The sequence below is a fragment of the Ruegeria sp. BHSB056 genome, from assembly GCF_059613305.1.
This window is the reverse complement of record NZ_JBXWSG010000022.1, coordinates 14,102-35,088: the sequence shown is the minus strand read 5'-3', so window position 1 is coordinate 35,088 and position 20,987 is coordinate 14,102. Positions and strand designations below refer to the sequence as shown.

The 20,987-nt window shown below is 59.8% G+C and carries 21 protein-coding genes and 2 tRNA genes; 9 read left to right on the top strand and 14 right to left on the bottom strand.

Translation table 11 applies throughout. From position 1 onward, the window contains the following. Window positions 1-12 precede the first annotated feature (12 nt). Window positions 13-330 (bottom strand): phosphoribosyl-ATP diphosphatase, encoded by a 318-nt coding sequence (locus AC2FND_RS08050; RefSeq protein ID WP_209504553.1) that lies wholly within the window; start codon window positions 328-330, stop codon window positions 13-15. Beyond that, window positions 327-1,088 (bottom strand): imidazole glycerol phosphate synthase subunit HisF, encoded by a 762-nt coding sequence (gene hisF / locus AC2FND_RS08045; RefSeq protein ID WP_209504552.1) that lies wholly within the window; start codon window positions 1,086-1,088, stop codon window positions 327-329. Before hisF ends, AC2FND_RS08050 begins: the two co-directional genes overlap by 4 nt. A 117-nt stretch (window positions 1,089-1,205) precedes the next feature. On the opposite strand from hisF, the gene AC2FND_RS08040 reads away from it, so the two are divergent. After that, complete coding sequence (locus AC2FND_RS08040) at window positions 1,206-1,652, top strand: DUF302 domain-containing protein (protein WP_496769009.1); 447 nt, start codon at window positions 1,206-1,208, stop codon at window positions 1,650-1,652. A 4-nt stretch (window positions 1,653-1,656) separates the two neighbouring features. Here AC2FND_RS08040 and hisA read toward each other — a convergent pair whose 3' ends face one another. Beyond that, window positions 1,657-2,376, bottom strand: a complete 720-nt coding sequence (gene hisA, locus AC2FND_RS08035; protein WP_480773177.1) for a 1-(5-phosphoribosyl)-5-[(5-phosphoribosylamino)methylideneamino]imidazole-4-carboxamide isomerase — start codon at window positions 2,374-2,376, stop codon at window positions 1,657-1,659. Between the two features lie 134 nt (window positions 2,377-2,510). Here hisA and AC2FND_RS08030 point away from each other — a divergent pair, with 134 nt between their 5' ends. After that, window positions 2,511-2,912, top strand: a complete 402-nt coding sequence (locus AC2FND_RS08030) for a DUF2147 domain-containing protein (protein ID WP_267363296.1) — start codon at window positions 2,511-2,513, stop codon at window positions 2,910-2,912. A 3-nt stretch (window positions 2,913-2,915) separates the two neighbouring features. Here the strand turns inward: AC2FND_RS08030 and hisH are convergent, their stop codons facing one another. Together hisH and hisB are read right to left on the bottom strand one after the other, a co-directional pair. Further along, a complete protein-coding gene (gene hisH / locus AC2FND_RS08025; protein ID WP_480537406.1) occupies window positions 2,916-3,554 on the bottom strand; it encodes an imidazole glycerol phosphate synthase subunit HisH in 639 nt (212 codons plus the stop codon). After that, window positions 3,555-4,142 carry an imidazoleglycerol-phosphate dehydratase HisB gene (gene hisB / locus AC2FND_RS08020; protein ID WP_496769006.1) on the bottom strand — a complete coding sequence of 196 codons (588 nt, stop codon included), beginning with the start codon at window positions 4,140-4,142 and terminating at the stop codon, window positions 3,555-3,557. Window positions 4,143-4,296: 154 nt separating this feature from the next. Between hisB and AC2FND_RS08015 the strand changes: the two genes are divergently transcribed. Beyond that, on the top strand, window positions 4,297-4,536 hold the full coding sequence (locus AC2FND_RS08015; protein WP_209504547.1) for an Lrp/AsnC family transcriptional regulator: 240 nt from the start codon (window positions 4,297-4,299) through the stop codon (window positions 4,534-4,536). On the opposite strand, the gene AC2FND_RS08010 is transcribed toward AC2FND_RS08015, so the two are convergent. From AC2FND_RS08010 to AC2FND_RS08000, 3 genes are all read right to left on the bottom strand, one after another. Continuing rightward, entirely contained in the window at window positions 4,533-5,393 is an 861-nt protein-coding gene (locus tag AC2FND_RS08010) for a GNAT family N-acetyltransferase (protein WP_496769004.1), read from the bottom strand. The genes AC2FND_RS08015 and AC2FND_RS08010 overlap by 4 nt on opposite strands. A gap of 81 nt (window positions 5,394-5,474) precedes the next feature. Continuing rightward, a tRNA-Gly gene (locus tag AC2FND_RS08005) sits at window positions 5,475-5,549 on the bottom strand. Window positions 5,550-5,582: 33 nt separating this feature from the next. Then, window positions 5,583-5,657 (bottom strand) — tRNA-Gly (locus AC2FND_RS08000). Window positions 5,658-5,807: 150 nt separating this feature from the next. Between AC2FND_RS08000 and AC2FND_RS07995 the strand changes: the two genes are divergently transcribed. After that, a complete protein-coding gene (locus AC2FND_RS07995) occupies window positions 5,808-5,960 on the top strand; it encodes a hypothetical protein (protein ID WP_209597812.1) in 153 nt (50 codons plus the stop codon). Between the two features lie 15 nt (window positions 5,961-5,975). Here the strand turns inward: AC2FND_RS07995 and AC2FND_RS07990 are convergent, their stop codons facing one another. The 4 genes from AC2FND_RS07990 to AC2FND_RS07975 all read right to left on the bottom strand — a co-directional run bounded on the left by AC2FND_RS07990 (window position 5,976) and on the right by AC2FND_RS07975 (window position 12,971). Beyond that, a complete protein-coding gene (locus AC2FND_RS07990) occupies window positions 5,976-6,359 on the bottom strand; it encodes an MAPEG family protein (RefSeq protein ID WP_496769003.1) in 384 nt (127 codons plus the stop codon). A 77-nt stretch (window positions 6,360-6,436) separates the two neighbouring features. Further along, entirely contained in the window at window positions 6,437-9,874 is a 3,438-nt protein-coding gene (locus tag AC2FND_RS07985) for a pyruvate carboxylase (RefSeq protein WP_496769001.1), read from the bottom strand. A 154-nt stretch (window positions 9,875-10,028) separates the two neighbouring features. Beyond that, window positions 10,029-11,156 carry an alpha-hydroxy acid oxidase gene (locus AC2FND_RS07980; protein WP_496768999.1) on the bottom strand — a complete coding sequence of 376 codons (1,128 nt, stop codon included), beginning with the start codon at window positions 11,154-11,156 and terminating at the stop codon, window positions 10,029-10,031. Window positions 11,157-11,195: 39 nt separating this feature from the next. After that, entirely contained in the window at window positions 11,196-12,971 is a 1,776-nt protein-coding gene (locus AC2FND_RS07975) for a sensor domain-containing diguanylate cyclase (protein ID WP_496768997.1), read from the bottom strand. 180 nt (window positions 12,972-13,151) lie between these two features. Between AC2FND_RS07975 and AC2FND_RS07970 the strand changes: the two genes are divergently transcribed. Continuing rightward, complete coding sequence (locus AC2FND_RS07970) at window positions 13,152-15,548, top strand: ATP-dependent helicase (RefSeq protein ID WP_496768995.1); 2,397 nt, start codon at window positions 13,152-13,154, stop codon at window positions 15,546-15,548. A gap of 4 nt (window positions 15,549-15,552) precedes the next feature. Here the strand turns inward: AC2FND_RS07970 and AC2FND_RS07965 are convergent, their stop codons facing one another. Next, window positions 15,553-15,843, bottom strand: coding sequence for a DUF1330 domain-containing protein (locus tag AC2FND_RS07965; RefSeq protein ID WP_496768993.1), 291 nt, complete (start codon window positions 15,841-15,843; stop codon window positions 15,553-15,555). 370 nt (window positions 15,844-16,213) lie between these two features. Next, on the bottom strand, window positions 16,214-16,438 hold the full coding sequence (locus AC2FND_RS07960; RefSeq protein WP_209504538.1) for a DUF1127 domain-containing protein: 225 nt from the start codon (window positions 16,436-16,438) through the stop codon (window positions 16,214-16,216). Between the two features lie 889 nt (window positions 16,439-17,327). Between AC2FND_RS07960 and mraZ the strand changes: the two genes are divergently transcribed. From mraZ to AC2FND_RS07940, 4 genes are read left to right on the top strand one after another with little or no spacing between them, the layout of a single operon-like run. After that, window positions 17,328-17,831 carry a division/cell wall cluster transcriptional repressor MraZ gene (gene mraZ / locus AC2FND_RS07955; RefSeq protein ID WP_209504537.1) on the top strand — a complete coding sequence of 168 codons (504 nt, stop codon included), beginning with the start codon at window positions 17,328-17,330 and terminating at the stop codon, window positions 17,829-17,831. A gap of 4 nt (window positions 17,832-17,835) precedes the next feature. After that, window positions 17,836-18,828 carry a 16S rRNA (cytosine(1402)-N(4))-methyltransferase RsmH gene (gene rsmH, locus AC2FND_RS07950; RefSeq protein ID WP_496768991.1) on the top strand — a complete coding sequence of 331 codons (993 nt, stop codon included), beginning with the start codon at window positions 17,836-17,838 and terminating at the stop codon, window positions 18,826-18,828. Then, a complete protein-coding gene (gene ftsL / locus AC2FND_RS07945; protein WP_209504535.1) occupies window positions 18,825-19,193 on the top strand; it encodes a cell division protein FtsL in 369 nt (122 codons plus the stop codon). The genes rsmH and ftsL overlap by 4 nt, the downstream gene beginning before the upstream one ends. Then, window positions 19,190-20,977, top strand: coding sequence for a peptidoglycan D,D-transpeptidase FtsI family protein (locus AC2FND_RS07940; RefSeq protein ID WP_480486299.1), 1,788 nt, complete (start codon window positions 19,190-19,192; stop codon window positions 20,975-20,977). The genes ftsL and AC2FND_RS07940 overlap by 4 nt, the downstream gene beginning before the upstream one ends. Window positions 20,978-20,987 lie beyond the last annotated feature (10 nt).

The following is a 20,987-nucleotide window of genomic DNA, read 5'->3' as shown; positions in this document are numbered from 1 at the left end:
GGAACCCGGACCTTACCCTTTGGGGCGGGCAGCTTTTTCAGCGACACCACTGGTGCCCTGACGGCGGTCCAGCTCGGCCAGAACATCATCCAGCGCCACGTCCCGCGCGGCCAGCATGACCAGAAGGTGATACAACACGTCCGCCGCTTCCGAGGTCAGCTTAACCTGATCCCCTTTTACGGCTTCGATGATGGCCTCTATGGCCTCCTCACCGAATTTCTCGGCGCATTTCTCAGGGCCTTTCGCAAGCAGCTTGGCCGTCCAGCTGCCTTCGGGATCAGCCCCCTTGCGTGCCTCGATCGTGGCGGCCAGATCATGCAAGATGCTCATGTCAGCCTCATGGGGATGCCAGCGGCGGCCATATGTTCCTTGGCCTCGCGGATGGTGTATTCGCCGAAATGGAAAATCGATGCCGCCAACACGGCGCTTGCACCGCCCTTGGTGACGCCCTCGACCAGATGGTCCAAAGTACCAACACCGCCCGAGGCGATCACGGGCACATCCACCGCGTCGGAAATGGCGCGGGTCAGCGGCAGGTTGAACCCGGATTTGGTGCCGTCGCGGTCCATCGAGGTCAGCAGGATTTCACCGGCCCCCTTGGAGACCACGGTTCTTGCAAAGGCAACCGCATCAATGCCGGTGGGTTTGCGCCCACCATGGGTAAAGATCTCCCACTTGCCGGGGCTGACGGTCTTGGCGTCGATGGCGCAGACAATGCACTGACTGCCGAACTGATCTGCCGCTTCGGCAATCACATCCGGATTGGCAACCGCGGCCGAGTTGAAGCTGACCTTGTCCGCCCCCGCCAGCAGCAAGGCGCGCACATCGTCTTTTGTTCGCACCCCACCGCCCACGGTCAGCGGCACGAAACACTGTTCCGCCGTACGCTGCACCACATCGAACATGGTGCCGCGATTCTCGTGGGTCGCGTGAATGTCGAGAAAGCAGATCTCGTCCGCTCCGGCAGCATCATAGGCCTTGGCCGATTCCACCGGGTCGCCTGCATCGCGCAGTCCCACGAAATTCACGCCTTTGACCACTCGGCCATCGGCAACATCAAGGCAGGGAATGATCCGGGTTTTCAGCATAGGATATCCTTTATGGGCGCACCTCTAGCGGCAAAGCCCTGCCGATGCCAGACTTGTGATTGTGAGAGGTCTCAATTCTGTGAAAACTGGGGTGAATTTCACAGAAGGAATATCGATATGCGTAGACTGATACTGGCTTGTGTTTTTTCAATCGGAGGCGCGCTGACCGCAATGGCAGATGATCTGATCAAGGTTCAAACCGACAAATCCGTGGCCGAGGCGCTGGACGCGCTGGAAGCCGCCGTCGGAAATGCAGGTGCAACCGTGTTCGCCCGCATCGACCACGCGGCCGGGGCGGAAAAGATCGGTACGTCCATTCCTGCCAATCAGGTGCTGATCTTCGGCAACCCGGCGCTGGGTACGCCAGCCATGCAGATCGATCCGCGCGCCGGGCTGTTTCTGCCTCTCAAGGTGCAGGCGTACGAAGACTCCAATGGCCAGGTCTGGCTGATCTATGAAGACCCGAAAGAGACATTGGACGACCTGAACGATGTCGACAAATCACCGGTCATCAAAAAGATGCGCGGTGCGCTGGCCAAGCTGACCGCCGCAGCCGCGCAATAACCGATCACGACAGGGCGCGGATGGCCTCGGCCAGGTCAATTGCGCCATCATAAAGCGCCCGGCCTGAAATCGCGCCGTTCAGCGCAACGCCGCAATCGCGAAGGGCGATCAGGTCGTCCAGCGAACTGACACCGCCCGAGGCGATCACAGGGATGGAAACGGCCTGTGCCAGGGCAGCGGTCGCTTCGATGTTCGGGCCCTGCATGGCACCGTCGCGATTGATATCGGTGTAGATGATTGCCGCAACGCCCGCGTCTTCGAAACTACGGGCCAGATCGGTGACCTGAACATTGGTCTCTTCGGCCCAGCCCTTGGTGGCCACCATGCCATTGCGTGCGTCGATGCCGACAGCGACCTTGCCGGGAAAGGCTTTGGCTGCTTCGCGCACCAGATCTGGATTTTCGACAGCGACAGTGCCCAAAATGACCCGCGCCAGCCCCTTCTCGATCCATGTTTCGATCGTGGCCATGTCGCGGATGCCACCACCCAGTTGCGCAGGCACCTTGCACGCTTTCAGAATTGCCTCAACCGGTGCTGCGTTGACCGGCTCGCCTGCGAATGCACCGTTCAGGTCGACCAGATGCAGCCATTCGCACCCCGCCTCGACAAAGGCACGGGCCTGAGCGGCCGGGTCTTCGTTGAACACGGTGGCCTTGTCCATTTCACCACGCAGCAGGCGTACGGCCTGGCCGTCTTTGAGGTCGATGGCGGGGTAGAGGATCATGTCGGGCGGCCCTATATCACTGTTACACGCGCGGGATATCGCACAAGCAGGGCAGGGGATGCAACGCGACGCTGGGTCATTCTTGCCCGCCGCCCATTAGCGGGTCAGACTGCCCACAAAACAGGGAGAAAATCATGAAGACTTCTACTCTTTCAGCGGGCTTGATGTTGCTTGCTACAGCTGCTTTTGCAGACGATCCGGTTGACGGCCTGTGGAAAACCGCGCCGGGCGACACGGGTGGCTATCTGCATGTGACGATTTCCGAATGCGGCAGTGCGATCTGCGGCACCATCGACAGCGCGTTTGACGCGGATGGCAACCAGCAGCTGGAATATGAGAACCTTGGCAAAAAGATCATCTGGGACATGGTCCCCGAAGGGGGCGGCAGCTATGACAGCGGTAAGATCTGGGCCCCCGACCGGGACAAAACCTACAACTCGAAAATGTCTCTGGACGGCCAGAATGCGCTGACCGTCAAGGGCTGCGTGGCGGGCGGTCTGATCTGTCGCGGGCAAACCTGGACGCGGGTTCAGTAAGCCTCAGGGCTTCCAGGTCAGGAAGTTGCCCAGCATACGCAGGCCAACATCCTGGCTTTTTTCGGGGTGAAACTGCATCCCAACCATCGTGTCGCGGCCAATCACGGCCGTGACGTCCTGCCCGTATTCCACATAAGCCAATCGCTGCGCCGGGTCGGACACGCGAAAATGGTAGGAATGGACGAAATAGGTGTGATCGCCTGATTTCACCCCGGCAAAGATCGGGTGATCGCTTTCCAGAACCAGATCGTTCCAGCCCATATGCGGCACTTTCAAAGCGGCATCTGACGGTTCGATTCGAACAACATCGCCTGCCACCCAGCCCAGACCATCGGTCTCGGTGTATTCATGGCCTTTGGTTGCCATCAGTTGCATGCCAACGCAGATGCCCAGAAACGGGCGGCCCTTCTGTTCGACCGCTTCGACCATCGCGTCATAAATACCCTTGTGGCCGCGCAGCTCGGCAGCACAGGCCGGGAAGGCACCATCTCCGGGCAGAACCAGTCGGTCCGCACGCGCAACCACATCCGCGTCCGAGGTGACAACAACGTCACCTGCGCCGACTTCTTGCGCCATGCGCTGAAACGCCTTTTCCGCTGAATGCAGATTGCCGCTTTCATAGTCGATGATGGCTGTCAGCATTTACAGCGCGCCCTTGGTCGACGGAATCGCATCCGCCTTGCGCGGATCGGTTTCGACGGCGTCGCGCAACGCGCGCGCAACAGCCTTGAACGCGGCCTCGGCGATGTGGTGGCTGTTGAAGCCGTGCAGTTGGTCGATATGCAGGGTGATGCCGCCATGGGTGCTGAGCGCCTGAAAAAACTCGCGCACCAGTTCGGTGTCGAACGCTCCGATCTTTTGCGTCGGCAGATCGACATTCCAGATCAGGAACGGGCGGCCCGACAGGTCCAGCGCACAGCGCACCTGCGCGTCATCCATCGGAAGATGGCATTCGCCATAGCGCCGGATACCCTTCTTGTCGCCCAGGGCCTGTGTCAAAGCCTGCCCCAGCGCGATGCCGGTATCCTCGACCGTGTGGTGATCGTCGATGTGATAGTCACCCTTGGCGCGGATCGTCATGTCGATCAACGAGTGGCGCGCCAGCTGGTCCAGCATATGGTCAAAGAACCCGACGCCGGTCTGATTGTCATAGGTGCCGGTGCCGTCCAGATTGACCTCGACCGAAATATCGGTTTCGGCGGTTTTGCGGCTGATCGAAGCGGTGCGCATGGGCGAAATCCTTTTGCTACAGGCGCGCTTATAGACGGGGTGGGGCGGGTTGATCCAGACCATGCGTTGCAATCGCTGCAAACTGTTGCAAGGGATTGCACCCGGCCCGGCACCATGTCAGCTTGCAGACAACATGAACCAACAGGGCCAAGCCATGTCCACCTGCGTATTCATCCAGATCCGCTGCAAACCCGGCACCACCTACAAGGTCGCCGAGGAAATCGCCCTGCGCGAAATACATTCAGAGCTTTACTCCACCAGCGGTGAGTTTGATCTGATGCTCAAGCTCTACATCCCCGAAACCGAGGATGTGGGCCATTTCATCAACGAACACCTGCTGGTGATTCCCGATATCGAACGCTCGCTGACGACGATGACGTTCAAGGCGTTCTAACCCAACTCAAACGTTGTCACGCCATAGATGCGGCTCAGGTCGATATCCGGCTGATCGCCGGAATACATCCGGGCCGTTTCGAACACTTTCACAAGCCCCAGCCTGTCGGCCAATGCAAAGGCGGCGTTGTTGGGTTGTGGCATGTCGATGAACACCTCTTGCCCGCTTTGATCTTCGGGCAGAGCCTTTAACACGCTTGCAAGCAGCGCTTCGGCAATGTCGGTGCGGTCCGCAAACAGCGGCCCGACCTTGTATCCAGTCTGACAGGGGCGCAGCGTGGCATAGCCTTTGATCTGCCCGTCTTCGGAAAACACGCGGGACACATGGCCGCTTGCGCTCAGCCAACCATGCAGGAACGCATCGCGCCGGGCTGGGAAAAGCTGACGGTCATAGTCCCTTAACGCATCAGAAACCGTGCTCAGCACGTCAACACCAGCGGTCGGTGCCAGCGCGCGCAGGATATCTGCAACCCGCCCCGAAAAGCGGTAGTTGTTATAGGCAAAGGCGAATCCGGATTTCCGGTAGTTGTCCTGCTGCTCGACCACGCCATCAAGACCCATGTTGCGCCCGGTGCAATGGGCCAGCGCATGCTGCGCAATCTCAAGCCCGTGACCATGGTGCCTGTATTCCGGCTTGACGATGTAGAAGCCCAAAAAGGCAAAATCATCGTCATAATTCACCGCCGAGACAGACGCGATCATTTCGCCATCCAGAAAACCGCCCAGGAACCCGTAAGGGTCAGTACTGCGAAAACACAAGGCATCGTGGTGGCCCGGATTCCACCCCTCACGCCCGGCCCAATCCACAGCCTCCTGCAACTCATCAGCGGTCAAGGGGCGGATAACATAATCAGACATGCGAACATCCCGTGTTGCAAATTGCATTCAGAATGCCGCAACGGGGGCAGAAGAACCAGCATGTTCGGAAGGTTTGGTATCTGGAGCGGGCGAGGCGATTCGAACGCCCGACCCTAACCTTGGCAAGGTTATGCTCTACCCCTGAGCTACGCCCGCATCAGATACATATGTGGTCCGAAGACCTCTCAATGGAGCGGGCGAGGCGATTCGAACGCCCGACCCTAACCTTGGCAAGGTTATGCTCTACCCCTGAGCTACGCCCGCGCCGTTGAGTGAGGAGGGATGTATAAATTCCCACGCGGGGCTGCAAGCGGAAAAACACAAAAAGCGGGAAAAATCTTTTCGACGGAATCCGGCCCGTGACCCGTTCAACCCGTAACTCAAATCAACAAAACACAGGCAGGAGGTGCCGTCATGATATCCGTTGCAGACCTGAAGATCGTGATGCTTGCCGCGATGATTCTGATCGGCGCTGCCATCCTGAAACCGGACCGGCATGAACATGACCGGTTCACACCGGTTCTGCTGGGCGCACCGCAGATCGAAACAACCGTTCTGGCAGGGTAACACCCGCCAGACGGCCTAAAGCGCCAGTATTAGGTTTGCCAAGGCCGCACCCAGAATGGCGAGGAATGTCAGGCTCATGCCGGCCTGCCGCAGGATGACGATCTGTGGCGTCCGTCCAAATCCGTACGCATGCAAAAGACGCCCCGCCAGCAACATCAGCCCCAGCAGATGGACCAAAACCCCGGCCGCGCCCTGCAACTCGACCATAGCAATCAGCAGCAGGGAAATCGGGGCGTATTCGGCGCAGTTCGAGTGTGTCCGTATCGCCTTGATCATTAGCTTGCTGCCGCCGTCCCCGACCGAGATTTTGTCGCTGCGTCGTTGCAGGATCACTTTGACGCTGAGTGCGACGTAGAGAATTGCGATCAGGGCCGCATAGATCGGGGTGATTGCAAGCATAATGGGTCTCCGCTCAATCATAGAAAAGGCCGTGTGGTCTCCCACACGGCCTGATGAACATTAGATTGTTTTATGGCTTATTCCAGTTCGATCAGAAGGTCCTTTGCGTCAATCTGGCCGCCGGGTTGGATGTGCACGGCTTTGACGGTCGCATCACGCTCGGCGTGGATGCCGGTTTCCATCTTCATCGCCTCGATGGTCAGCAGCATGTCACCTTCCTTGACCTGCTGGCCCGCGGTCACAGTGACTGTGGCCACAACACCGGGCATCGGCGCACCGACATGATCGGGGTTGCCGACCTCGGCCTTGGGGCGCGCCTGAGTGGTTGATGTGACCATCCGGTTCGGCACCCGGATCACACGCGGCTGGCCGTTGAGTTCGAAGAACACTTTGACCTCGCCTTTTTCATCCGTCTCGCCGATAGCCTGACACCGGATTTCCAGCGTCTTGCCGGGGTCGATTTCGGCCGTGATCTCTTCGCCGGGCTCCATACCGTAAAAGAAGGTGCGCGTGGGCAGGGTGCGGACCGGGCCGTAAATCCGGTGACGGCCCATGTAATCCAGAAACACCTTGGGATACATCAGGTACCCGTTCAGATCCTCGTCATCGACCTCTTTGCCTTCCAACTGCTTGGACAGCTCGGCGCGGGTGGCTTCAAGGTCGACCGGGGGCACATCCTTGCCGGGTCTCTGCGTGTTGGGAACCTCGTCTTTCAGCACCTTCTTGATGATGGTGTTCGGGAAGCCGCCCGGAGGCTGACCCAGATTGCCGCGCATCATGTCGACGACCGAGTCGGGGAAGGCCACATCTGTCGCCGGATCCTCGACCTGCTCGCGGGTCAGTCCCTGACTGACCATCATCAGGGCCATATCGCCAACAACCTTCGACGAGGGCGTTACCTTTACGATATCGCCGAACATCTGGTTCACATCGGCGTACATCTGCGCGACCTCGTGCCAGCGCTCTTCCAGACCCAGGCTGCGCGCCTGCGCCTTGAGGTTGGTGAACTGACCACCCGGCATTTCGTGCAGATACACCTCGGACGCCGGGGCCTGCAGGCTTGATTCGAAGGCCGCATATTGACCGCGCACAGCCTCGAAGTAATCGCTGATCTCGCGGATCGCCTTGATGTCCAGCCCGGTGTCACGGTCGGTATGGCGCAGCGCCTCGACCACGGTGCCCAGCGTTGCCTGGGACGTGTTGCCGCTGAAGCTGTCCATCGCGCAATCCACCGCGTCCACGCCCGCCTCAGAGGCGGCAAGGATGGTCGCGCTGGCGATACCGGCCGTGTCATGGGTGTGGAAGTGGATCGGCAGTCCAACCTCTTCCTTCAGCGCCCGGATCAGAATCTTGGCCGAGGCAGGTTTCAACAGGCCCGCCATATCCTTCAGACCCAGAACATGCGCGCCTGCGTCGCGCAACTCTTTGGCCATTCCGACATAGTATTTCAGGTTATATTTGGCGCGGTCAGGGTCCAGAATATCGCCAGTGTAACAAACGGTACCCTCGCAGATCTTGCCGCTGTCGATAACAGCATCCATCGCAACGCGCATGTTCTCGACCCAGTTCAGCGAGTCGAAGACGCGGAAGACGTCGATGTTCTTCGATGCCTGGCGCACGAACTCCTGCACCACGTTGTCGGGATAATTGGTGTAACCAACCCCGTTTGCGCCCCGCAGCAGCATCTGTGTCATCAGGTTCGGCATTGCCTCGCGCAGGTCGCGCAGACGCTGCCATGGGCATTCCTGCAGGAACCGGTAGGCCACGTCGAACGTCGCACCGCCCCAGCACTCGACCGAGAACAGCTGCGGCAGGTTCGCGGCATAGGTCGGCGCCACTTTGATCATGTCGATCGACCGCATCCGGGTCGCCAACAGCGACTGGTGCCCGTCGCGCATGGTTGTGTCGGTGATCAGCAGCTGCCGCTGCGCTTTCATCCAGTCCGCCACGGCCTGCGGGCCTTTCTGCTCCAGCAGGTTGCGCGTGCCCATCCGCGGCTCGGCCTTCTGCGCGGGGGGCTTGGCGACTTTCAGGTCGGCGCGCGGCTCGGGGCGGTCCTTGGTTTCGGGATGACCATTCACCGTGATATCGGCGATATAGGTCAGAACCTTGGTGCCCCGGTCGCGGCGGCGCTTGAAGGCAAACAGATCCGGCGTCGTGTCGATGAATTTGGTGGTGTATTCATTCGACAGGAAAGTCGGGTGCTTCAGCAGGTTGATGACGAAATCGATATTGGTGCTGACGCCGCGAATACGGAACTCGCGCAGGGCGCGGTCCATCCGGCTGATCGCCTTCTCGGGCGTCGGCGCCCAGGCGGTGACCTTTGTCAGAAGCGAGTCGTAATACCGCGTAATGACACCGCCCGCATAGGCCGTGCCGCCATCCAGACGAATGCCCATGCCCGTGGCCGAGCGATAAGCGGTGATCCGGCCATAGTCGGGGATGAAGTTGTTCTGCGGGTCTTCTGTGGTGATCCGTGTTTGCAGCGCGTGACCGTTCAGATGCACCTCGGCCTGGCTGGCGGCGCCGGTGGCTTCGGCCAACGTTTTGCCCTCGGCGATCAGGATCTGCGCCTGAACGATGTCGATCCCGGTGACTTCTTCGGTGACCGTGTGTTCGACCTGGACCCGGGGATTCACCTCGATGAAGTAGAATTTTCCGGTCTCCATATCCATCAGGAACTCGACAGTGCCCGCGCATTCGTAATTCACATGGGCGCAGATCTTGCGGCCCAGTTCGCAAATCTCAGCGCGCTGTTCTTCGCTCAGGTAAGGGGCAGGTGCACGTTCGACGACCTTCTGGTTCCGGCGCTGGACTGAACAGTCGCGTTCATAAAGGTGATAAATCTCACCATGCTTGTCGCCCAGAATCTGCACCTCGACATGGCGGGCACGGGTGATCATCTTTTCCAGATAGCCTTCGCCATTGCCAAAGGCGGCCTCAGCCTCGCGGCGGCCTTCCAGAACCTTTTCTTCCAGCTCATCCTCCGACTGGATCGGGCGCATCCCGCGTCCGCCGCCACCCCAGGACGCCTTGAGCATCAGCGGGTATCCGATCTCGGCGGCCTCCTTGCGGATCGCGTCCATGTCATCACCCAGGACCTCGGTGGCCGGAATGACAGGCACACCGGCCGCGATGGCCACGCGCCGCGCGCTGGCCTTGTCACCCAATGCGCGCATGGTCTCGGCCCGGGGGCCGATGAAGGTGATGCCGTTCTTGACACAGGCATCCACGAAATCCGGGTTTTCGGACAGCAGGCCATAGCCCGGATGGATCGCGTCCGCGCCGCAATGCTTGGCCACGCGGATGATCTCGTCAATTGACAGGTACGCCGCGACCGGACCCATGCCCTCGCCAATCTGATAGGCCTCATCCGCCTTGAACCTGTGCAGGCCCAGTTTGTCTTCTTCAGCGTAAACAGCGACGGTGCGTTTGCCCATCTCGTTTGCTGCGCGCATGACGCGGATGGCAATCTCGCCGCGATTGGCGATCAGGATCTTGTTGAAGTCTGTCATATCAGGTCCCGGTCTTTGGTGTTTGGGCGTCTTATTGGGCGGAGAATACGCACAGGTACATCCGTTCTTCTGGGTAGAACCGGCATGTTATCGCTCGCAAACGCCCTTTGGCCTCGGCACACTTATAGGGATGCCGCGTTGCAGCATCAATAATTTAGCGTTTCGTCTCAAACTGACACAGATCGGCCAGTCCCATCTGGCCCATATTCGCGTGCAGATCCTGCCTCAGGATATCGATCACATGAGCAGGGCCTTTGGCGCCAAGTGCCGCAAGACCGTACAAAAAAGCACGCCCCAGCATGACAAAGTCCGCGCCCAGCGACAGCGCACGCAGGATATCCAGCCCGCCTTCGACACCGCTGTCGAAAATCAGCGGCAGGCGGGTCGCGCTCCGGATTGCGGGAAGAACCTCGATGCTGGCCGGGGCCGCGTCGAACTGTCGGCCCCCGTGATTCGACACCCACAGGGCGTCCACACCCACCTGTTCCAGCCTGTCCGTGTCCTCGGGGCGCAGGATGCCTTTCACGACGAACGGTCCATCCCAATGATCGCGCAGCCATTTGACGTAATCCAGATCCGGCGAGGTCCGCAGCAGGTATCCGACATGGGCCGTCGGCGGCAGATCACCAGGGTCATCGATATACTTGTCCAGTGTGCGCATGTGCGGAACGCCGCTGCGCAGCATGCCCAGGGCCCATGCAGGTCTTTGGGCGATCTGTGCCAGCAGGCGCGGTGTCAGTTTCGGCGGCTGCCGCAGGCCCGAGCGCGTCTGCCGCTCCCTGCGCGAGGCGACAGGGACGTCAGCGGTCAGAACCAGAGTTCGAAATCCGGCCCCGCGCGCCCGGTTCAGCATGTCCATGCGAATTTCTGGGTCCCTTGGCGGGTACAGCTGGAACCACGCGTTCTCGCCCAGATAGGGGGCCAGGTCTTCGGGGCTCTGACTGGCCACCGTCGATAGCGAATAGGGAATGCCTGCCTTGGCGGCGGCCTGTGCCAGCAACCGCTCTGCATCAGGCCAGACAAGCCCGGACATCCCGATCGGCGCAATACCGAAGGGCAAAGGACAGGTGCCGCCCAGGATTTTCACTGACGTATCGAATTCAAGCTCCCCATGCAGGATCGAGGGGCTCAGACGGACATCATCCAGCGCCTTTCGATTGCGATGCCGCGCCGTTTCTATCCCGGTGCCACTGTCGATGTATTCCCATACGAAGTGCGGCAGCCGACGGCGTGCGCGGCGTTTCAGATCGGGAATACCGGGATAAGTGCTGTGCAGGTCCATAAGGTTTGATCCGACCTGCGGGGCGATTCGGCAAGGTTTTCAAGCGGCTTCCGGCGATGGGCGTTTATCCGTTGCGGGAACGCGCCCGGCCTGCTCCAGCGCTCCGGCGGCGACGTGAACCTGATTGCGCCCCTTGTCCTTGGCGACATACAGCGCATCATCCGCGGCACGCATCAGATCCTGCGGCATGGTGCCGTGGGCGGGGTAATGCGCGACCCCGACCGAGATTGTGATACGGGGCAGGGCCTTTTCGCCATAGCGGACAATGACCGCCTCGACCGACTGGCGTAACTGCTCGGCCCGGGTCATGGCATCTTCGGGGCTGTTGTCGGGCAGGATCAGCATGAATTCCTCACCGCCGATGCGGCAGGCGATCTCGTCCCGGTCGCAGCCCTGTTCCAGCGCCGCGCCGACCGCGCGCAACACCATGTCTCCGGCGTCATGACCATGCGTGTCGTTGAATTTCTTGAAGTGATCGACGTCCACGGCAATCAGGCTCAGCGCGGCGCCGGTCTGCTGGCTACGGCTGATGGCCTTGCGCAATGTCTCGGTCATGTGGCGGCGGTTGAACAGCCCGGTCAGCGGGTCGCGCACCGATTGGTCATGCAGTTGATCGCGCATACGGACATTGGCGATTGCCATGCTGATCTGTTCGGCGCACAGCTGCGCCAGTTTGCGGCTTTTATGGAAACAGGCCTCGCGCCCCTCAGCCGCGCGCAGATGCAACAGACCAACGGTTTCCCCGTGGGCCAGAATGGGAAAACAGAAATAGGGCCGCCCGTCATGCGGTTCGGCATGTTCGCAGACAAAATCGATCTCGGATGCACCGAACTCGTAAGTCCGGCCGCGCCTCAAACCCCAGCATCCTTCCGGATGGATATGAGATTTATGCGTTCCCCCGTTCCAGCTGGCACATCCGTCCAGCACATCGCGCGAGTTGGAATAGACGTACACGCTTCCCTCGGCCTCGGGCAGGATATGGGTCATAAAGCGCGCCACCATGTCGAAAAGCTCATCCAGTGAGCGGCTTGATTGCAGCCACTCGTTCAACTCGCCCAGCAGGCGCACCTCGCGCGCCAGGCGAAGCTGCTCTCCCATCAGTTCGCGTTCTTTCACGGCGCGCTTGTGTAGATCACGCATCTGACGGCGGTTGGTGCGGTGGACAATCAGGATGACCGTGGTCAGCGCCAGCAATGCGACACTGCTCAGCAACGCCAGCGACAGGCGCACGCGCGTGATGAACAGGGTTCTGACATTGGTGATGTCCGAATAAAATTCGATAGCGCCAAGGAAAACGCCGTCCCTGACGATTGGTGTATAAACCTCGGCCACATGTCTGGTGTTTGGGCTTGCATGTCCGGCTGGGTCATTGTCGATCGAGTCAACCTCTGCCGCGGGTTTTTCCGCGTGATTGTAATAAATGCTTCCGGCGGCGACGACCGACTGGAAGTACGGTTTTGTATTCACGGCCCCCACATCGCTGGCACGGGTCGACCAGAACACCTGACCGGACGCATCAAACAGTTTGAACCGGTAGATGTCCGAGGTTTCGGGCAGCAGCATCAGGAATTCCGCGTCATGCTCGTGCAGCTCATGGTACCGAAACGTTGCATCCAGATCGTCCAGATGGCTTTCGACCTGACGGCTTAGCTGCATGGCGTCTTTTCGCAAATCCGATTCCAACATGCGGTCCACAACCGGGGCAGGGGCCGCATAGATGCCCCATCCCGCTGCCGCTGTCAGCGCGATCAGAATCAGGGTAACGCCCACAAGTTTCAGCCGTGACGACCCGCCCGTCAGTTCCTTCGCTTCCATCTGTTCCACTCCCGCAGCATTGGGGTCAGCATCCGGGCCAGGACTTGACAGAGGGTTAACAGCCCCACAGGGCAGCGGCATCTTTGTTTAGAATTGAATGCAAAAAGACGTGAAAAATCCTTGCGAACAAGCCGTGAACAAACTCTTTCCCTCGGCCTCTATCCGGCGTAGTTTGGGGTCATGAGCAGTTTTGACGAAATGGACGCCTTCGAAGGCGCATCGCTGTCGGCGCGGGCTATGGCCGTGCGCCCTTCGCCCTATCTGGATGAGCTGAACCCGGCGCAACGTGACGCGGTCGAACGTCTGGACGGCCCGGTTCTGATGTTGGCCGGGGCGGGGACCGGCAAGACCAAGGCGCTGACGGCCCGGATTGCGCATCTGCTCAACACGGCGCGCGCGCGCCCGAACGAGATTCTGTCGGTGACCTTCACCAACAAGGCCGCGCGCGAGATGAAGGAACGAGTGGGCCGCCTGCTTGGCCAGCCCGCCGAGGGGATGCCATGGCTGGGCACCTTCCATTCCATTTGCGTCAAATTGCTGCGCCGCCACGCGGAACTGGTCGATCTGAAATCGAACTTCACCATTCTGGATAGCGACGATCAGCTGCGCCTGCTCAAGCAACTGGTTCGGGCTGCCAACATCGACGACAAACGCTGGCCCGCGCGGATGCTGGCGGGAATTATCGATGACTGGAAAAACCGGGCGCTGACGCCCGACAAGGTGCCTGTGGCGGATGCCGGGGCCTATAACAACAAGGGCATTGAGCTTTACGCTCAGTACCAGACCCGCCTGCGCGAGCTGAATGCGGTGGATTTTGGCGACCTGCTGCTGCACATGGTCACGATTTTCCAGACCCACCCGGATGTTCTGGAGCAATACCAGCGCTGGTTCCGCTACATCCTTGTGGATGAGTATCAGGATACCAACGTCGCCCAATACCTGTGGTTGCGCCTGCTGGCCGGGGGGCACAAGAACATCTGCTGCGTGGGCGATGACGATCAGTCGATCTATGGCTGGCGCGGGGCCGAGGTCGGCAACATCCTGCGGTTCGAAAAGGACTTTCCCGGAGCCTATGTGGTGCGGCTGGAGCAGAACTATCGCTCGACTCCGCATATTCTGGCGGCTGCATCGAACGTCATTCGGGGGAACGAAAGCCGTTTGGGTAAAGAACTTTGGACCGATGCCAAAGACGGCCACAAGGTCAACCTGATCGGTCATTGGGATGGCGAGGAAGAGGCCCGCTGGATCGGCGAGGAAATCGACGCCATGCAGGGCGGGACGCGCGGTATCCGTCCGATGAACCTTGATGAGATGGCGATTCTCGTCCGCGCCAGCCACCAGATGCGCGCGTTCGAGGACCGGTTCCTGACCATCGGTCTGCCCTACAAGGTGATCGGCGGCCCGCGTTTCTACGAGCGGATGGAGATCCGCGATGCCATGGCCTATTTCCGGCTGGTGGTCAGCCCCGAAGATGATCTGGCCTTCGAGCGGATCGTGAATACGCCGAAACGCGGATTGGGCGACAAGGCGCAGCAGACCATTCAGATTGTGGCGCGTGAGAATGGCGTGTCTCTGGTCGAAGGTGCGCGGATTGCAGTCGAAAACGGGCTGATTAAGGGCAAGGGCGGCAAAGCCCTGCGCGAATTGATCGACGGGTTGGCCCGGTGGAATGCGATGACACGCGGTCCCCGGATCGAGGTCGATGATGACACGGTTATCGATGATGGGGTTTCGCCGATCCGCTATGGCGCGCCCGAGCATACCCATATCGAGCTGGCCCAGATCATCCTCGACGAATCCGGCTACACGGCCCTTTGGCAGAACGACAAGACCCCCGAAGCGCCGGGGCGTCTGGAAAACCTCAAGGAACTGGTCAACCAACTGGATAATTTCGAAAACCTGCAAGGGTTTCTGGAACATGTCAGCCTAGTCATGGACAATGAACAGGACGGTGACGGGGCCAAGGTCTCGATCATGACCCTGCACGCGGCCAAGGGGCTGGAGTTTCCCGTCGTCTTCCTGCCAGGCTGGGAAGACGGGCTGTTCCCCTCGCAACGGTCGATGGACGAAACCGGCCTCAAGGGGCTCGAGGAAGAACGCCGTCTGGCCTATGTCGGCATCACCCGTGCCGAAGAGGTTTGTACGATTTCCTTCGCCGCCAACAGGCGGGTATTTGGGCAATGGCAGAACTCAATGGCCTCGCGCTTCATTGACGAGTTGCCCGAGGACCATGTCGATGTGCTGACACCTCCGGGTCTTTATGGCGGCGGTCATCAGACGGCGGGCATAGAAACCCGCGCGGCCGAAGCCAACGTGTATAACTCGCCGGGTTGGAGGCGGCTGCAGGCGCGGCAGGGCCAATATGGCATGTCGCAACCCCGCGAAAGCCGCAATACGGTGATCGACGCCACCGCACTGGCCAGTTTCACGCTGGGCGAGCGGGTGTTTCACCAGAAATTCGGCTATGGCGCGGTGATCGGGATCGAAGGCGACAAGGTCGAGGTCGATTTTGACAAGGCGGGTATCAAGAAAGTGGTCTCGCGTTTTCTGACCAACAAGGATGACGTCCCGTTCTGAACCGTCATATCCCGTCGACCAGAACCAGATTGGTGGTTGCGGTGGCCTGTCGGATCTTCGCCAGCACAATGTAATCCGGGTCGTCCTTCCAGGCTTTCGCTGCTGCAAGATCCGGAAACTCCATCAACACAATCCCGCATTCGGGCCAATCGCCTTCGATCCGTTCGACCGGTTTGGATGAGACCGTCAGCAGGCGACCGCCGTGGCGGTCGAAGATCGGCATGAAACCCGCCAGATAGGCCTGGTACCCGTCCGGGTCGTGAATGTTGATCTGTGCAATGAAATAGGCGGCCATGGCATCCTCCGCATCAGAAGTCAGGACGCCATCCTACACCAGTGTCCGAAAAACAAAAAACGGCGGTTCCCAGGGAGGAGGAGAGGGAACCGCCGTCTTGTCAACATCAGAGCAGGGAGGAGGAGAGCCCTGATGTATGCGAGCCCGGGTTTGAACCCGGTATGAGGAAGACGCGGCGATGTCAGGGAGGAGGAAGACATCGCCGCGCGCTTTCAACATCAAGGCAGGGAGGAGGACGCCCCGATGTATCCGTGTCCGGCAGGTTGAGGCCGGTATAAGGTGCGGCAACGTCAGGGAGGAGGAAGACGTTGCCGCTGATTACAGACCCTAAGGGAGGAGGAAGGGCCTGATCTCAGTATGCGTTTCGCGCTTACCGCGCGGTTTGTTCGTTTGCCGCCTGCAGCGCAACACGGCGGATCATCGAGCGGTGCAGGCCAAGATCGGCCAGCTCGCGGTTCGACAGAGCGGACAGTTCATTGACGGTCTGGCGGTACAGGCGATAGCGTACGAACCGGGTCTTTGCGTTTTCCAGAACTGCGCCAAAACCAAACGCCGGTGCGTTCTTTACTGCTGTATGCGTGCTTGCGACTGCCATGCTCATCATCCGTATCTTTTTGTCTTGCCGGTATCGTCCGGCCCTTACTTGAGATTGAAGATAGGCAAATGCTGCAATTGCACAATAGGTCACGACATCAATGCTGCTATGCAGCAAATGCATAGATTGGCTCAGTTTTTTCTTCTTGCCGCGATGCGCCTTGAAAATATGGGGTCGACCCTAGGTCAGCTTTGTCGGCGGCATCTGGCCCTTCCCGATGGCCTGCCTCTGAATTGAGCGCACTCGGCGGGAAATTGGGCAAAACATATCCGTTCCGATGTTGACAAGGCTTGGGTGAATCGCGCGTGGGAAATCATGGGGCGATGTGGTCGCGTGGGGGAGATTGCTGGAAAACGACCCGAAATTCTGAACGATTCGAAGGGCTGATTGTGCATTTGAGGCCAATATTTCCAGTCCAAAAGAAAAGTGGGCAAAATTCTTGGGAAATCGCGGGAAAAATTTCGACCGATGAATTTCCCAATATATAGGGGTGTGTTATTCGCCACCCGCTAAAACTGGTGTCACGAAGCTCGAATCCTTCAGTGACAATCCAGTCTGGCCGTGTTCCTCATGACACGTTGCGCAAAATTCCTATTGATTTCCATGAATTCCCATGTCATCCCTTATACATCCGATGAGGACGAGGCAGCAGGGGCACCAAACGACCCCGACCAAAAATATTCAGGTTTCATACAGGCATCTCGCTTTCATCAACCAAGAGATCCGGCGCGCGGGCGAGCAGACATCCCCCCAGGTGGCGCGCGCAGCTGGACATCCCGCAAAGCGGGTCAATGCGGCGGGTTGATCAGTGGCAGCAGATCAACCCGCCGTTTTTCATCCGGGGGGAACGTGAATTCAAGGTGGGGCGCAAGCGAAAGGGACAGTCGTCTTGGCGCGCAGGTTTAGAGGTGAAAGCCACCATAAGGTGGATACGAAGGGCAGGGTATCGATCCCGGCCTCGTTTCGCCGTGTGCTTGAATCGTCCGATCCCAACTGGCAGCCCGGTGACAACCCCGAACTGGTGATTGTCTATGGCGACCACCGCCGCAAGTTCCTTGAATGTTATACCATGCAGGCGATTGACGAGGTTGATGCCAAGATCGATGCCCTGCCGCGCGGCTCGATGCAGCGGCGGATGTTGCAGCGCATGTTCCATGGTCAGTCCTTCCCGACCAACGTGGACGAAACCGGGCGCCTTGTGCTGCCCGCCAAGCTGCGCAGCAAGATCGGTCTCGAAGGCGAGGCGTTCTTTATTGCCGCAGGCGACACCTTTCAGATCTGGAAGCCCGAGACCTACGAGGTCGAGGAACTGGCCAAGACCGAAGAATGGATGGATGATCTGCCGGACGATTTTGATCCGATGCAGTTCCTAGACGGCACCGGGGATGCGTAACGGCATGGCCGGCGCTGCGTCCTCATCTGAAAAACCACATATCCCCGTTCTGCTGCGCCCCTTGCTGGCTGCGGTTGCGCCGGTCACGGGCATCTGGCTGGACGGCACGTTTGGCGCGGGCGGCTATACGCGCGGGCTGTTGGAGGCCGGGGCACACAAGGTCATCGGTGTAGACCGTGACCCGCTGGCCTTTGAAATGGCGGCAGATTGGGCGCAGGATTACGGCGACCGGCTGGTGATGCAGCCCGGCGTATTCTCACGCATGGACGAATACGCGCAGGATCTGGATGGCGTTGTACTGGATCTTGGCGTGTCCTCGATGCAGTTGGATCAGGCCGAGCGCGGGTTTTCTTTCATGAAGGACGGTCCGCTGGATATGCGGATGAGCCAGCAAGGCGAAAGCGCCGCCGATCTGGTAAACACGGCGACCGAGGCGCAACTGGCCGATATCCTGTTCCACTATGGCGAAGAACGCGCCAGCCGCCGGATTGCCAAGGCGATTGTCCGGGCGCGAACCGAGGCGCCGATCACAACCACCCTGCGTCTGGCCGAGATTGTCGAATCCTGTCTGCCGCGCCCGAAACCGGGGCAATCGCATCCCGCAACGCGCAGTTTTCAGGGTCTGCGGATCGCGGTGAATGCCGAATATGAAGAGCTGTTTCAGGGCCTTATGGCCGCCGAACGTGCGCTGAAACCCGGTGGGCAGCTGGCTGTTGTCACCTTCCATTCCATCGAGGACCGGATGGTCAAACGGTTCTTTCAGTCGCGCGCGGGCAAAACAGGGCGTGCGAACCGCTATGCGCCCGAGATGGAACAGGACCAGCCGCAATTCACGCTGAAGACCCGCAAGGCCGTAGGACCCGACGAACAGGAATTGCAGGAAAACCCGCGCGCGCGCTCGGCCAAGCTGCGTGTCGCGATCCGCACCGATGCTCCGGCGGGGGAAATTGAGGCCCGCGCCATTGGAATGCCTCAACTTGGGGGAAGGGCAAGATGAAGAGTGTTTTGTATGTGTTGACTGCTCTGTCCGTGTTCGGATTGGCGCTTTGGGCCTATCAGGAGAATTATCGCACCCAACAGGTGGTGAAGGAAACGCAATCCCTGCAACGCGAGATCGGCATGGCGCAGGTGCGGCTGGCGGTCCTGAACGCCGAATGGGCTTATTTGAACCGCCCCGACCGGCTGCGAGAGCTGGCGGACCTGAATTTTGAACGCCTTGGTCTGCTACCTCTGCGGGCCGAACAGTTCGGGCGCGCCGATCAGATCGCCTTTGCCGAAGACCCGGACCTGCCCATCGTTGACCCGATTGAATTGCAGGCCATCACCGACATTCAGGCCTTGGGCGAGGTGCAGATCCCATGACACGCACGCCCCTTCGTCCACTGGCCCGTATCCTTGACGCCCGCGCCCGTGGCGAAAACCCAAAGGCGATCGAGCGTGAAAATATCCGCAAACGTCACGAAGACATGAAAGACCGCGCCCGCGCCCGCGCCGAAGGGCGTCTGCTGGTGCTGGGGCTGTTCTTCTTCTGCGCATTCTCGGTGGTTGGCGTCCGCATGGGCATGTTGGCAACGTCCGAGGTGCAGGAGCCACTGGCCAATGCGCCGGGGGCCGCGATTGCCATGCAGCGCGCCAATATCGTCGACCGCGAAGGGCGCATTCTGGCCACCAATCTGGATACCTATTCCGTCTACGCGCAGCCGCCACTGATGATCGATCCGATTGCGGCAGCGGATCAGCTGGTCGCGATCTTCCCCGATCTGGATAAAGAGCGTCTGGTCAAGGATTTCACTGGCAAGCGCAAGTTCCTGTGGATCAAGAAACGCATTTCGCCCGAACAGAAACAGGCCGTTCACGACATCGGTGATCCCGGCATCCTGTTTGGCCCGCGCGAGATGCGCCTCTATCCCAATGGCAAGTTGGCCGCGCATATCCTCGGCGGGTCCGGTTTTGGCCGCGAGGGCGTCAGCGCCGCCGAGGTGATCGGTGTGGCCGGGGTGGAAAAGCAGTTTGACGACTATCTGCGCGACCCGGCCAATGGCAACAAGCCGCTGCAACTGTCGCTGGACCTGACCATTCAGGCCGCGGTCGAACAGGTGCTCTATGGCGGTATGAAGATCATGAACGCCAAGGGTGCGTCGGCGGTTCTGATGAATGCGCATACGGGCGAGGTTTTATCCGCCGCCTCGCTGCCCTCATTCGATCCCAATGATCGCCCACGCCCGCCGACCTCGGGGTTTGATCCCTCGGACAGCCCGCTGTTCAACCGCTATGTGCAGGGTGTGTACGAGCTGGGATCGGTCTTCAAGATTTTCACCGCCGCGCAGGCGGTTGAACTTGGGCTGGTAAACTCGAACACCATCATCGATACATCCGGCCCGATGAAGATCGGGCGCTTCCCGATCGGAGAGTTCAACGGCAAGAATTACGGCAAGATCAGCGTGGCGGATGTGATCGTCCACAGCTCGAACCGTGGCACCGGGCGTCTGGCGTTGCAGATCGGCGCGCAGCGGCAGCAGGATTTTCTGAATGCGCTCGGCATGTTCGACCCGACCCCGTTTGAGATTGTCGAGGCCACGGGAGGTGTGCCGCTGAAGCCAAAGAAATGGGGCGAGCTGAGCACCGTAACCATTTCCTACGGCCATGGCCTGTCAACCAGCCCGATGCATCTGGCGGCGGGATATGCCGCGATTGCCAACGGTGGGCACTATGTCAGCCCGACCATCCTGCGCCAGAACGGCCCGCAATACGGCCCCCGTGTGATGTCGCAGGGAACCGCGCGTCAGGCGCAGAAAATGTTGCGCAAGGTGGTGACGGATGGCACTGCCAGCTTTGGCGAGGTGAAAGGGTATGACGTGGCTGGAAAGACCGGCACGGCAGACAAGCCCAAACCGCGCGGCGGGTATTACGAAGACAAGGTCATCGCTACTTTCGCAACGATCTTCCCGGCTTATGATCCGAAATATGTGCTGATCGTCACGCTGGATGAACCCTCAATCGTGGCATACGGCGAAAAACGCCGCACCGCAGGCTGGACCGCGGTGCCTGTAGCTGCCGAACTTATTGGTCGCGTGGCACCTCTGCTGGGCTTGCGTCCCCGGCTTGAGCCTGAGGCGGGCGCTGCTATAACGCTGACCTCAAACTAGGCTGTCCGGC